Origin of the sequence: Pseudomonas sp. LFM046, assembly GCF_000949385.2 — a bacterium.
GTDB lineage: Bacteria > Pseudomonadota > Gammaproteobacteria > Pseudomonadales > Pseudomonadaceae > Metapseudomonas.
Genome location: NZ_JYKO02000003.1, coordinates 1 through 13,302 on the forward strand (window position 1 = coordinate 1; position 13,302 = coordinate 13,302).

Here is a 13,302-nt window from a genome sequence, read left to right on the forward strand (position 1 = left end):
TGACTGGCAGCCAAGTGGTTGCCCAAACCCTGAAGAACTACGGCGTCGAGTACGTCGCCGGTATCCCCGGCCACGGTATCTGGACCCTCACCGACGCCTTCCTCGAGGAAGAGTCGAAGATCAAGTTCATCCAGGTGTTCCACGAGCAGAGTGCCGTGCACCTGGCCGACGGCTACTACCGCGTTTCCGGCAAGCCGATGGCGGCGGTGACCTCCATCGGCGCCGGCGCGAGCAACACCGTGATCGGCATGGCCACCGCCTTCACCGACTCCACCAGCCTGATGCTGATCACCGGTGGCCCGCCCACTCACATGCGTGGCCACGGCCTGCTGCAGGAACTGGAGCGCTACACCGACAACGACTTCCCGAAGATTGCCGAAGCCGTGTCCAAGCGTCACTGGGTCGCCACCCGCGTGGAGGAAATGCCCTTCATCATGCACCGTGCCTGGAGCTCGATGATGACCGGCCGCCCGGGCCCCGTGCACATCGAGATCCCGATGGACGTCCAGGCCGAAGCGGCCGAGGTGAACCTGCACGCGATCGAAGAACGGGTGCCGGTGGGCAAGGTATTCCCCGACCCGGCGGCGGTCGCCAAGGCGGCCGAAGTGCTGCGTGAGGCCCGTCGTCCGGTGATGGTCATCGGCGGTGGCGTGATCACCGGCGAAGCCTGGAACGAAGTGCTGGCCCTGGCCGAGCTGTGGCAGATCCCGGTGGTGACCACCTGGAACGGCAAGAGCGGCTTCCCCGAGGACCATGCCCTGTTCGCCGGCAGCGTCGGCCAGACCGGCACCCTGTGCGGCAACGCGATGGCCTCCAGCGCCGACGTGATCCTCGCCGTCGGCTGCCGCTTCACCGACTGGTCGTCCTCCAGCTACGCCAAGGGTGTCACCTTCTCGATCCCGCCGGGCAAGCTGATCCACATCGACATCGACCCGCACGAGATCGGCAAGAACTACCCGGTGACCGTCGGCATCGTCTCGGACGCCAAGTACGCCCTGGCGCACCTGGTGGACGCCCTCAAAGGCGAGACCGTCGAGCGCACCGAGTACCTGCAGGACCTGGCCGCGCGTCAGGCCGAGTGGGAAGAGAAGCTGGCCACCCGCCGCGACTCCGACCGCTTCCCGTTCACCTCGCAGCGTCCGCTGGGCGCCCTGCGCAAGGTGTTCCCGCGCGACACCATCGTGGTGGTCGGCTCGGGCAACACCCAGGGCGCGGTGAAGCAGACTTTCCCGGTCTACCAGCCGCGCACCCACCTGACCTCCGGCGGTTTCTCGTCGATGGGCTGGGCGGTGCCGGCGGCGATCGGTGCCAAGCTGGCCGCACCGGACCAACCGGTGGTGTGCATCCTCGGGGACGGCGACTTCCTGATGACCAACCAGGAGATCGCCATCTGCAAGACCAACGGCATTCCAGTGGTGTTCATCATCCAGAACAACGCCGGCTACATGTCGATCCGCGGCGGCCAGCGCAAGCAGACCAGCCGGCACATTGGCACCGAGTTCAACACCCCGGATGGTGAACCCTACTCGCCGGACTACAAGGCGCTGGGCGAGTCCTTCGGCCTGCGCTCCTGGCGCGTGGAGCGGCCGGAGGACCTGGAGCCGATCCTGCAGCAGGCGCTGGAGTGCAACGAGCCGGTGCTGATCGAAGTGCCCACCGACCGCGATGCCGCCGGGCCCTGGGTGCCGGGCTGGTGGGACTTCCCCATCCCCGAGTACATCACCGACGAGCGTCAGGACGAGTACTGGCAGCTGCGCAACTCTGAACAACACTTGTAATGAACGAGTAAGCCCCGATGAGCGATATGCTTTTTTCGACTCACTCAGCGCAGCAACCCCAACAGGAGGCGCCGGTCAGCCGGCGCTCCCTGTCGCTGGTCGAGCCTGATGAAAACGGCCTGGTGACCTGTGATGTCCTGGTCATTGGCTCCGGCATGGGCGGCTCGACCTTTGCCCATGCCTTGCGTAACCAGGGGCTGTCAGTAGTCGTGGTTGAGCGAGGCGATTTCTTGCCTCGCGAGATCCAGAACTGGAGCGCCGAGGCCGTATTTGGTGAAGGACGCTACCGCAATGCAGAGCAATGGCTGGATGCCCACAACCAGCCCTTTTCGCCAGGTGTCTTCTACTACGTCGGCGGTAACACCAAGTTCTACGGCGCCATGCTGCCTCGCTTCCGCGAGGAAGACTTTGGCGAGATCCGTCATGCCGAGGGTATTTCTCCCGCATGGCCTATTAGTTACGCGGAAATGGAGCCGTATTACTGCGAGGCCGAAGCCTTGTACAAGGTGCACGGCGCTGCCGATCAGGATCCAACCGACCCCTGGCGCTCCAAGCCCTACCCCTCACCAGCTTTGGAACATGACCCTGCCCTGAAAGATCTTGAGCAGAGCATGCGCAAGGCCGGCCTCCATCCCTTTGCCATGCCAGCGGCGGTGGACTACGGCCCCGACCGTGCCTGTGTGCGGTGCTCTACCTGCGACGGCTACCCATGCCTGGTAGACGCAAAAGGCGACGCTGAAATTTCAGCGTTGCGCCCTGCCCTTCAAGGCACCGACGTTCGTCTGCTGACTCGCACCAAGATTGAACGCCTGCATACCTCCGAGGATGGACTCCGAGTCACCGAGGCGGAAGGCGTCCGCGATGGGAAGCCAATCCGAATCCGAGCCCAGCGATTTGCCCTGGCCTGTGGTGCGGTGAATAGCGCTACCTTGCTGCTGAAATCCGCCAATGCGCAGCATCCCACGGGGCTCGGCAATAGCTCGGGGATGGTCGGTAGAAATTACATGGTGCACAACAGTACCTTCCTAGTGGCAGTGGACCCGCGCCGGGAAAACAAGGTGATGTTCCAGAAAACCCTGGCGCTGAATGACTGGTACCACGCCTCCAAGGACAGCGTGTTCCCGCTTGGGAACGTACAGATGCTCGGCAAGATCCGCGAGCCCATGATCTCCGGAATGCGCCCATGGGTGCCCAAAATAGTGTCGCGCTACCTCACCAATCACAGCGTCGACCTCTATCTCACTTCCGAGGATCTACCGACACCGGAAAACCGCGTGGAGTACGACGCGGAACAAAAGGCCATCAAGGTTTTCTGGAAGCCGAACAACCTTAAGGCCCACGAGCTTCTGGTGGAGAAAACCTCTGCGCTGATGCGTCACGCCGGCTACCCGCTGGTGCTCACGGAGCGCATGGGAATTGGCACCAACTCCCACCAATGCGGCACTGCAGTGATGGGCAATGACAGTAGTCGGAGCGTACTGGACAGGAACTGCAAGATGCACGACCTTGAGAATCTCTGGGTAGTGGACAGCTCTTCCTTCCCCTCTTCTGCTGCCGTCAACCCCGCGCTGACCATCGCCGCCAACGCACTACGCGTCGCAGCCACTTTCACCGCTTCCACTACCTGATCCAGTCTCGGCCGGATGAAGGGCGTTCTCGCGCCCGCTCCAGGCCAGATGAACTACGGAAATTGTTGAAACAACATGAACAAGAGAGACAACAGCCTAGTTACCCCCCGAATCCGCAAGGCTCGGATAGCAACCTTCGCCGGCTTCATGATGGTGGGGGCAATGATGTACATCTGGTCGACCGGCGTCAGTGCGTTCCGGGAGCAAATGGGACTGTCTGGCAGCCTGGGTGACGCAGACTTTGGCCTGATCGCGCTGGGTATTGGCATCGGGGCGGCCGCTGGCTCGCTCTTCGTAGGCCGATTCATCGACATCTTCGGGTCCAAGCGAGTGATTTATACGACCGCGGTGATCTATCCGCTGTCGATCATCCCGCTGGGTTTCGTGACCGGATTCTGGTTCGCACTGGTTTTCGGGGTGATTCTGGGCGTCTTCCGAGGCGCCATTGACACGGCTCTGAACACCCACGGTGTCCAGGTCGAGCGCTTTTACCGTCGCCCGATCATGTCAGCATTTCACGCTTTCTACTCGTTGGGTGGCTTCCTGCTCGGCATGGTGGGCAGTCTGTTTGCCACCCGCTTCACCGATAGCGCGGCAGTACCCTTCACTGTCCTGGGCGTAGCCATGCTCGTAATCGGCTGCCTGATTGGCCACTTCATGCTGAACAAGGACGACGTCCCCGAGCTAGCCGAACCTGCCGCACCACACGCCGTGCCCGTGGCGGCTCCCAGTTCCGGTAGCAACTGGCAGATCATTATGCTGATGATCGGTTTCGGTGTACTGCTCCTGGGCGGCATGCTGGGCGAGAGTTCGGTCGCAGACTGGGGTCAGGAATACGTTCGTCGCGAACTGGGGACCAGCATTTCCCTCGCGGGTATGGCCGTATCGGTATTCATCGGTGCCGAGTGCCTCGGCCGCCTGGTGGGCGATCGGATTGCAGAGCGTGTGGGCTCACCACAGATGGTGTTCGGCAGCGGCATTCTGGCTGTTTGTGGATTGCTGCTAACCATGATCGGCGGCACCGCGACAAGCGGCCTGATCGGCTTTGGACTGTTCGGACTGGGCCTGGCATGTATTGCCCCACTCATGCTATCCAGCGCCGGTCGCAAAGACCCGGCTAACGCAGGGCGCAACATCGGCATCGTCAACGGGATTGGCTATTCGGGGATGTTGCTCGGGCCAGCGGCCATCTCGACGGTCGTCAACTACTTCGGTATCGGCTACGTGCTCTACACACCGCTTGTGCTGCTGGTACCTCTTGCACTCTTCGGACCACTGCTGATGCGCTTCCACACTACCTCAACGACTGATAAGGAAGCTGTCGGATCCTTTGCACCGCATCAATCGGTCCGCTGAGGCAAGTTCAATCCAGTTTTTGAGTAGAAGTTCGCACCACCAGTTGAGTCTGGAACATCTTACGTTTCGGCGGTTCCGACTCGGCCGGTGGTGAGTTAAGCAGGTCAACCAAAAAACGCGCCGCATAGACCCCCTTTTCCACCAGAGGTTGCCGAATGGTTGTTAGTCCCGCGGCACCCGCCTCTGGAATATCGTCGAATCCGATGATGGAGATGTCTTCCGGAACTCGCATTTGCAGCGCCTGCGCTGCGCTCATGCTGGCCAGGGCCATAACATCCGAGCAGGCGACAATGGCTGTGAGTGGATATCTGTTCAGCAAGGTGGTCGCCGCGGCCTGTCCCACTGTCGAATCGAATCCGCCGGCCTCAACGATATGAAGGTCTTCGAATGCGAGGCCAGCCTCTGCCGCCTCTTCGATGTAGCCGGTAAGCCGCTCGCGGACGATCATCTCAGTCGACGACCGGAAGCGATTCAGATCCACCTCTCCCCGATGGTTATCAGGGTTGAGGCGGTCCACAACGATACCGATGCGGCGATGCCCCAAATCCAGCAAGTGGCGCATTTGCTGTCGCGCCGCCCCGCGGTCATCAATTCCCACGTAGTGGGCACCCTCGATCAGGGGAGAGTCGACCACAACAAACGGGATCTTCTGCTGAATCACCGCTCTCACCATTGGGTGATCATCCGGCATTGTCGGAATGATCAGGCCATCCACCAGACCACGCACTGCCAGGCTGGTGTGCCCAGTTTTGCCATCACCGCTACGGATGCGCTGGTTGTTGAGCGGAAACAGGGTCAGTGCCACGTTGGACAGTTCGCCAATCTCGCCAATGCCCCGCAGCAAGGCAATCATGGACGGGTCGGCGAAGGCATAGGACAGCTTGTCCATCACCATCAGCCCGATGGCGCCCACCTTACCCGAGCGCAGGCTGCGCCCCATGATGTTAGGCCCGGGATAACCAAGCTTCTCGGCGACGGCGAGGATGTGTTCGCGCTGCGCGGCAGAGAGCTTGTTGGGTTTGTTGTAGGCATAAGAAACCGCCGGCTGGGAAACGCCGGCGGCCAGTGCCACATCCTTCATCGAAACCATCGCCGCTCTCATCAGCCACTTCCGTGGCGTTCAGTGTCTATTCAACGAGATTACAGGCGGGATAGACCCAACCTATTTCGCGATTCTGCCCTGTCTGGCTGGATAACCTATCACGCTGCGAAGGGCACAGGATGCCTGATCGCGAGAAAGCGCCCCGCCCACCGCTACATCCCGGCGACCAAGAACCGCAGCCGGCGATCTTACCTCAGCCCAGCTGGGGCACCTCACGCCCCCAAACACCCCCACTCGCCGGTCACTCCGGTAATTATTGATCCCTAACGAAGGAACGAGACCTTGAGCCAACTACTCGAGAACGCCTATGCCGTCCTACTGCCCGCTTTCGCTACGCTGGAACTCGACCAAACCGTGATGGAGTTCTTGGAGAAGGGAGGTGCCTCGATCCTGCTCGGCGAAAGCCGTGGAGAATATCTCGCCCGCACGATGACGGACGAACGCCGAGCCCGCGAGACAGAAGCGGACTTCCACGACATCATCCAGCGAGCCCACCGGCATGCGCGGGGCAATCTACTGGTCGCTGTCGACCAGGAGCTTGGGGGCATCCAACGATTGCACGACCTGGTTACCCCCCTGCCCTCCGCTGCCGATGCCCGGCAATGGTCAGACGCAGACATCGTCGCGCGTTCGCGCGAAGTGGCCCGGGCGGCTCGAAAGCTGGGCATCAATCTCTTCCTGGCGCCCATAGTCGACGTAGTGACGGGAGCCAATCCGTGGCTTTCCGGCCGCCACTTGGGGACCCAGGCCAGCGAAGTAAGCCGGATCAGTTGCGCCTTCATCGAAGGTGTCCAGGCAACTGGCGTTGCGGCAGCAGCCAAGCACTTCCCCGGACATCCAGTGTGCGAACTGGACCCTGCTGAACACGAGGCGATCGTCGGCGGCTCGAACAGTGCGCTTCAGCTCAGCTTGGGAGTGTTCAGTGACGTGATCGAACACGGAGTGAAAGCCATCATGGCCGGTCCTGCCCTGGTACCCTCTGTTGATGCGGAGGAGCCGTCAAGTACGTCGCGCACCACCCTTGCCCTACTCCGTGAGCAGATGGGCTTCACCGGCCTGATCATTTCCGACGACCTCGACGCGCCTGGTATTCAGCGCGGTCGCAGCATTGAATCGGTTGCGGTTGCTTCAATATCGGCCGGCGCTGACCTGCTCCTTTTGTCCAGCGAGTCCGGCCTCGATGAAGTGGCAAGAGCCCTGGTGAGCGCAGTGGAGAATGGTACGCTCGCCGAAGGACGACTGGCCGAAGCGGCAGCACGGGTTCGCACACTTGCCAGCGAATTCGGTGACGCTTGTAGTCTTGAGTGAGCGTAAAGACAGAAAGGACTAGCCCCGCACCGCTGATTAAACAGCGGTGCGGGGCTATCAGGAGGTGGACTCAGACAGTGGGAAGCGGCTGACGCGGCATAGCCTGCGCCAGGGGTGCTGATACTCCATTGCGGATCATGTCGGCCGCCTTCTCACCAATCATTATGCAGACCGAGTTCGGATTTCCCGACACCAGGGTCGGCATGATTGAGGCATCCGCGACTCGCAGCCCCTCTATACCATGGACGCGCAGGTCCGGCCCGACAACCGAGTCGCCGTCCTGGCCCATCCGGCAAGTACCGGACGGGTGCAATGCGGCATGTGCCTCCTGGTGGCAGAACTTACGCATCTGGTCGCGGGTCCTGACCGTGCCCTCGGGAACATGGCGGCGCGCAATGAACGGTTTGAACGCCGTCTGCGACATGATCTCATCGCCGACCATGCATCCATCCACCAGGCTGTCCAGATCGTAGGGATCGGAGAAGTAGTTCGGCACTATTCTGGGAGGTTGCTTCGGATCAACTCCATGAAGCTCCACGAAACCACGCGAACGCGGGCGAATCTGCCCAAGGTTCAAGGTGCACCCGTTGCCACCCGGCACCGAGTCGACGCCCTCTTCGATACCGGCGCCGACCACCATGAAGTACTGGATGTCCGGCGTTGCCTGTGCCTTGTCGCCCCACCAGAAGGCGCCACCCTCAATCAGGTTGGAGGCCGCCGGCCCCTGGCGGAACAGTGCGTACTGCAAGCCGGCGACTGCCTTCCACCAGGGCTTCTTGTACTTGTCGTAGCTGTGGGGGCCAGTTAGCTCGTAAATCAGCGAGATCTCGATGTGGTCCTGCAGGTTCTGGCCGACACCTGGCAAGTCACTGACGACCGCGATTCCATGTTTCTGCAAATGTGCAGCCGGCCCGATCCCCGAAAGCATTAGCAGGCGCGGCGAGTTGATGGCACCTGCCGAAAGAATGATCTCCTTCTCGGCGAATATCTGGTGCCGCTGACCGTTCTCAATGTATTCGACACCCTTGGCTCGGTTCCCCTGCATCAGGATGCGTTCGACCCGGCACCCCGTCTTCACCGACAGATTTTTACGGCCTCGGGCCGGTGCCAAGTAAGCGGTGGCCGCACTGCTTCGAAAGCCATTCTTCGCGGTGATCTGATAGAGGCCGCAGCCCGCCGGGTCACCGCTGTTGAAGTCCGGATTGTAAGGAAGTCCATATTGCTGGCAGGCCTTCAGCCAGACCTTGGTTAGCGGGTGCACATAACGCGCATCGGAAACACCAAGCGGGCCGCCCGTTCCATGTACGTCGTTGCAGAAGCGTTCATTGTCTTCGGCCTTCTTGAAGTACGGCAGCACATCACGATAGGACCAACCCGACGCACCGAGCTCGGCCCATCCGTCATAGTCCTGAGGCACACCGCGGATGTAGATCATCGCGTTAACCGAACTTCCCCCGCCCAACACACTGGCTTGCACCATGGTCGGGGAGTCGCTCCGGTCTTGTTCCATAGTCGGCTCCCAGGCATAGCGCTTTAGCAGCGGGCCCTGGGCCGTCTTGTAATACGCTCCGGGAATATGGATGTAGGGATTGCGATCGCGTGGTCCTTCCTCAAACAAGACGACCGATGCGGACGGATCTTCACTGAGCCTCGAGGCGATGGTGCAGCCCGTCGAGCCACCCCCGATGACGATGTAATCAACCATGGACTTCTTTCAACCTCTAGGCTGGTAGGAGTGGGATCAATTGCGCAGCAGACGCTCAAGGAGCGCTTTCAGCTCACGCGCGACGGTGTAGCTGTCTTGTTGCTGCTGTTTGCGACAGAACAACTCACAGCTCCACCAGCCCTGGTAACCAGTTGCCTTGACCGCATCAGTCCACTCCTGCAGATCCAGCACCCCCTGCCCCGTCGGCACATCCCGCAGCACTACCTCGTCGGGAATGCCACCATCGAACGGCAGCGAGTCGCAAACGTGGACTCCATAGATATGGCGCTTGTCCATTCTCGCCACATCATCCGGGGTATCGCCGGAGGTGTGGCAATGCCAGAAGTCGATCACCATCTTCACGTTGTCGCGTTCAGCGCGATCCAGCAGCTCTAGCTGTCGGGCGATACCACGTAATGGGGTCCAGGACAGTGCTTCGAGGTACAGGGTGAGCCCGAAGGAGTGGGCGAGGTCAGCCAGACGCGCGATGTTTCGCGCTGTAAGCGCCAGTTGCTCCTCCTCTTCCAGGCCCAGGAGGCCGGCGTAGTGCTCAGACGCGCCCTGGCGACGGTAGTCGATGACAGCTCGTACATCGATAGGCCCTGTCAGGATTTGCACTCCCTTAGCGCCGGCGGCCTGTGCCAGGGAAAACAACGCTTCCGCCTCCCCGAACAATGCACGACTTTCAGTACCAAGCCGCTCGATGTTGGCTAGATAACCGATGCCTGGAATCGGCAAGTCGCCCAACAGCTCCTTCAGCTCTTGCTGGGTGAAGCCCGCCTCGAGGTAACCGGCCAGCTTGGTACCCGACGCTTCCAAAGCGTCGAAGCCGACAGTCCTGGCAATATCGACGTCAGTAGCCAGGGTGCCATGGCGAGCGACAGTCGAATGCAATGCCAGTGTTTGTCCGGAAAGTGTCATCACGAATCCTCTTGTTATGGTTGTCTTCGATCTGGGCCCCACAGGCCGGCGGCTCACACGAGGAGCCTGTCCTGCAAGTAAGAAGCCCCGGCATCAGCCTGCGGTGGGTGTTCGGACTGGCGGGAATTCCACCCAGGATCGACTTTGGTTGGATTGAAGGCAGACCCGCGACAGTTCAACGCCTCGCAGACCTTCATGGACATCGGGAAGCGGCACCGCAGTTGCGTTGCGCCACTCATTACCGGCGCTGAGCGCGTCGGCGAAATCGGCATAGAGCACCGCCAAGGCTTCCAAATAGCCCTCACTGCAACCGGCCGGCAGGCTGCTGCACGCCAAGGTCTGAGCCTCGTTATCGCTCTGGCCACGGCGATAGATCCGCTCGGCGCCATTGGTTGGTGCGAAGTGAAGAACTTCTGGTGACTCTTGGCTCCACTCAAGGGTCGCCTGGCTACCAACTACCTTGAAGCGCAGCCCATTTCGATGCCCCGGTGCAGCGAAGCTGGCCCACAGAAGCCCCTCCGCGCCGCCATTGAACTCCAGCTGTACCACGCAGTTGTCGTCTAGCCTCCAGCCCGGAACTCGCGTGCTGAGCTTGGCGCTGAGCTGGGTGCACCGCTGGCCGCTGAGGAACTCCAGAAGAATGAAGGCATGAGTGCCGATATCCCCGACCACCCCGGTCGGACCCGCCTTGGCCGGATCGCCGCGCCAGGCGAGGCTGTCGCTTAGATCTGCAACACCGGGCGCCAACCACTCCAATAGGTACTCTGCGTAGAGGAAGCGGATCTCGCCCAGCTCGCCAGCCAGGATGCGATCGCGAGCATCGCGGACCATCGGGTAGCCGAGGTAGGTGTAGGTCAGCGCGAGGAACAAATTGCGCTCTTCGGCGATGCGCCGGAGTGTTTCGGCGTCTTCCACTTGATGAACCAGCGGCTTGTCGCAGATTACCGGGATCCCTGCCTCGAGAAAGATCCGACATGCCTCGAAATGCAGGTGGTTTGGCGTGACGATAACTACCGCATCGATCGAATCCTTCCGCTCGACTTCGGCAGCCGCCATTGCTGCAGCGGAGGGGTAGACGCGCTCACCAGCAATGCCCAGTGCCTGGCCAGCGTCCTGTGATTTTTGACGCGACGAAGAGAAGACGCCGGCCACGATTTCGAATCGGTTGGTCAGACGCATGGCCGCGCGATGGAGGCTTGCGAAGTAGGCGCCCTGCCCCCCTCCCACCATGCCAACCCGCAGGCGTTGTCTAGCGGGAATATCACCTGTCAGTCTGGACACACTGCATCTCCGAACGTGAAGTGGTTGGCGGGGCTCTGACCACAATGGACCGTTTACAGGGCCAGTATCCGGCGCTCGGAAATAGCTTCTCAATTTCGCATCCGACATCAACCTGACGCAGACTGACGCAGCAAGGCGGCTAGTGAATTGGAGAGTGCGTCAATATTCTTGAACGCGCTGACGCGCATGCTGGCGGGAATGGCCCGGTAGCAGGGCCGAGGAACAGAAGCTGGCTGAAAGACTGCGGTTCAGAGAGGGTTTGGTCGCCGGTAAGGGCAGGTAAAGGCTTCACTCCTTCTGTGTACCTGAAGGGGTTCGTCGAAGGCGTAAAAATAGAAAAACCGTGGACCACCGAAGTGATCCACGGGTACGGCGAATCGAGGGCCTTACCCCGCCGTTTAGGGAGGCCCCGATCCACAGCACACTGCTGGCCGCTATGGCCGAATCAGAGGTGCTGCTCCGAGTTGCGCAGCTGCCAGTACTCGTCCTGACGCTCGTCGGTGATGTACTCGGGGATGGGGAAGTCCCACCAGCCCGGCACCCAGGGCCCGGCGGCATCGCGGTCGGTGGGCACTTCGATCAGCACCGGCTCGTTGCACTCCAGCGCCTGCTGCAGGATCGGCTCCAGGTCCTCCGGCCGCTCCACGCGCCAGGAGCGCAGACCGAAGGATTCCCCCATTGCCTTGTAGTCCGGCGAGTAGGGTTCGCCATCGGGGGTGTTGAACTCGGTGCCAATGTGCCGGCTGGTCTGCTTGCGCTGGCCGCCGCGGATCGACATGTAGCCGGCGTTGTTCTGGATGATGAACACCACCGGAATGCCGTTGGTCTTGCAGATGGCGATCTCCTGGTTGGTCATCAGGAAGTCACCGTCCCCGAGGATGCACACCACCGGCTGGTTCGGCGCGGCCAGCTTGGCGCCGATCGCCGCCGGCACCGCCCAGCCCATCGACGAGAAACCGCCGGAGGTCAGGTGGGTGCGCGGCTGGTAGACCGGGAAGGTCTGCTTCACCGCGCCCTGGGTGTTGCCCGAGCCGACCACCACGATGGTGTCGCGCGGGAACACCTTGCGCAGGGCGCCCAGCGGACGCTGCGAGGTGAACGGGAAGCGGTCGGAGTCGCGGCGGGTGGCCAGCTTCTCTTCCCACTCGGCCTGACGCGCGGCCAGGTCCTGCAGGTATTCGGTGCGCTCGACGGTCTCGCCTTTGAGGGTATCGACCAGGTGCGCCAGGGCGTACTTGGCGTCCGAGACGATGCCGACGGTCACCGGGTAGTTCTTGCCGATCTCGTGCGGGTCGATGTCGATGTGGATCAACTTGCCCGGCGGGATCGAGAAGGTGACACCCTTGGCGTAGCTGGAGGACGACCAGTCGGTGAAGCGGCAGCCGACGGCGAGGATCACGTCGGCGCTGGAGGCCATCGCGTTGCCGCACAGGGTGCCGGTCTGGCCGACGCTGCCGGCGAACAGGGCATGGTCCTCGGGGAAGCCGCTCTTGCCGTTCCAGGTGGTCACCACCGGGATCTGCCACAGCTCGGCCAGGGCCAGCACTTCGTTCCAGGCTTCGCCGGTGATCACGCCACCGCCGATGACCATCACCGGACGACGGGCCTCACGCAGCACTTCGGCCGCCTTGGCGACCGCCGCCGGGTCGGGGAATACCTTGCCCACCGGCACCCGTTCTTCGATCGCGTGCAGGTTCACCTCGGCCGCTTCGGCCTGGACGTCCATCGGGATCTCGATGTGCACGGGGCCCGGGCGGCCGGTCATCATCGAGCTCCAGGCACGGTGCATGATGAAGGGCATTTCCTCCACGCGGGTGGCGACCCAGTGACGCTTGGACACGGCTTCGGCAATCTTCGGGAAGTCGTTGTCGGTGTAGCGCTCCAGTTCCTGCAGCAGGCCGTGGCCACGCATGTGAGTGGGCGGGCCACCGGTGATCAGCATCAGGCTGGTGGAGTCGGTGAAGGCGGTGGCCATGCCGATCACGGTGTTGCTCGCGCCGGCGCCGATGGAGGTCACCGCCGCCATCGGCTTGCCGGAAACGCGGTAGTAGCCGTCGGCCAGGTGCACGGCACTCTGCTCGTGGAACACCTGGATGAACTTGATCTTCGACTCTTCCTCGAGGAAGGCGTCGGTGAGGGTCCAGATACCGTGGCCGGGGATACCGGCGACGTACTCGACGCCGTAGTTCTTCAGGGTTTGGGCAACCACTTGGCTGCCAGTCA

The 13,302-nt window shown here is 61.8% G+C and carries 9 protein-coding genes; 4 read left to right on the forward strand and 5 right to left on the reverse strand.

The genetic code is table 11. The annotated features are described in order from the left end of the window. The 3 genes from TQ98_RS27475 to TQ98_RS27485 form a co-directional block, all read left to right on the forward strand. Window positions 1–1,778: thiamine pyrophosphate-binding protein (locus tag TQ98_RS27475; RefSeq protein ID WP_103103184.1), on the forward strand; the 1,778-nt coding region annotated here is incomplete at its 5' end. A 17-nt stretch (window positions 1,779–1,795) separates the two neighbouring features. Then, window positions 1,796–3,406, forward strand: a complete 1,611-nt coding sequence (locus TQ98_RS27480; protein WP_044874684.1) for a GMC family oxidoreductase — start codon at window positions 1,796–1,798, stop codon at window positions 3,404–3,406. Window positions 3,407–3,481: 75 nt separating this feature from the next. Then, window positions 3,482–4,762: an MFS transporter gene (locus TQ98_RS27485; protein WP_044874683.1), complete on the forward strand. Its 1,281-nt coding sequence runs from the start codon at window positions 3,482–3,484 to the stop codon at window positions 4,760–4,762. 7 nt (window positions 4,763–4,769) lie between these two features. On the opposite strand, the gene TQ98_RS27490 is transcribed toward TQ98_RS27485, so the two are convergent. Then, on the reverse strand, window positions 4,770–5,852 hold the full coding sequence (locus tag TQ98_RS27490; protein ID WP_044874743.1) for a LacI family DNA-binding transcriptional regulator: 1,083 nt from the start codon (window positions 5,850–5,852) through the stop codon (window positions 4,770–4,772). Window positions 5,853–6,146: 294 nt separating this feature from the next. On the opposite strand from TQ98_RS27490, the gene TQ98_RS27495 reads away from it, so the two are divergent. Further along, window positions 6,147–7,172 (forward strand): glycoside hydrolase family 3 N-terminal domain-containing protein, encoded by a 1,026-nt coding sequence (locus TQ98_RS27495; protein ID WP_044874682.1) that lies wholly within the window; start codon window positions 6,147–6,149, stop codon window positions 7,170–7,172. Between the two features lie 70 nt (window positions 7,173–7,242). Here the strand turns inward: TQ98_RS27495 and TQ98_RS27500 are convergent, their stop codons facing one another. From TQ98_RS27500 to TQ98_RS27515, 4 genes are all read right to left on the reverse strand, one after another. Next, window positions 7,243–8,877, reverse strand: coding sequence for a GMC family oxidoreductase N-terminal domain-containing protein (locus TQ98_RS27500; RefSeq protein WP_044874681.1), 1,635 nt, complete (start codon window positions 8,875–8,877; stop codon window positions 7,243–7,245). Between the two features lie 36 nt (window positions 8,878–8,913). Next, complete coding sequence (locus tag TQ98_RS27505) at window positions 8,914–9,798, reverse strand: sugar phosphate isomerase/epimerase family protein (RefSeq protein ID WP_044874680.1); 885 nt, start codon at window positions 9,796–9,798, stop codon at window positions 8,914–8,916. Between the two features lie 93 nt (window positions 9,799–9,891). After that, window positions 9,892–11,028 (reverse strand): Gfo/Idh/MocA family oxidoreductase, encoded by a 1,137-nt coding sequence (locus TQ98_RS27510; RefSeq protein ID WP_242443254.1) that lies wholly within the window; start codon window positions 11,026–11,028, stop codon window positions 9,892–9,894. 496 nt (window positions 11,029–11,524) lie between these two features. Then, window positions 11,525–13,302 (reverse strand): thiamine pyrophosphate-binding protein (locus tag TQ98_RS27515; RefSeq protein ID WP_103103186.1); only part of this gene is annotated, 1,778 nt, incomplete at its 5' end.

Excerpts from the sequence above, each read along its gene's own strand:
- TQ98_RS27490 (WP_044874743.1), bottom strand. The coding sequence starts at position 5,852 with ATGGTTTCGATGAAGGATGTGGCACTGGCCGCCGGCGTTTCCCAGCCG.
- TQ98_RS27500 (WP_044874681.1), bottom strand. The coding sequence starts at position 8,877 with ATGGTTGATTACATCGTCATCGGGGGTGGCTCGACGGGCTGCACCATC.
- TQ98_RS27510 (WP_242443254.1), bottom strand. The coding sequence starts at position 11,028 with ATGGTGGGAGGGGGGCAGGGCGCCTACTTCGCAAGCCTCCATCGCGCG.
- TQ98_RS27485 (WP_044874683.1), top strand. The coding sequence starts at position 3,482 with ATGAACAAGAGAGACAACAGCCTAGTTACCCCCCGAATCCGCAAGGCT.
- TQ98_RS27505 (WP_044874680.1), bottom strand. The coding sequence starts at position 9,798 with ATGACACTTTCCGGACAAACACTGGCATTGCATTCGACTGTCGCTCGC.
- TQ98_RS27480 (WP_044874684.1), top strand. The coding sequence starts at position 1,796 with ATGAGCGATATGCTTTTTTCGACTCACTCAGCGCAGCAACCCCAACAG.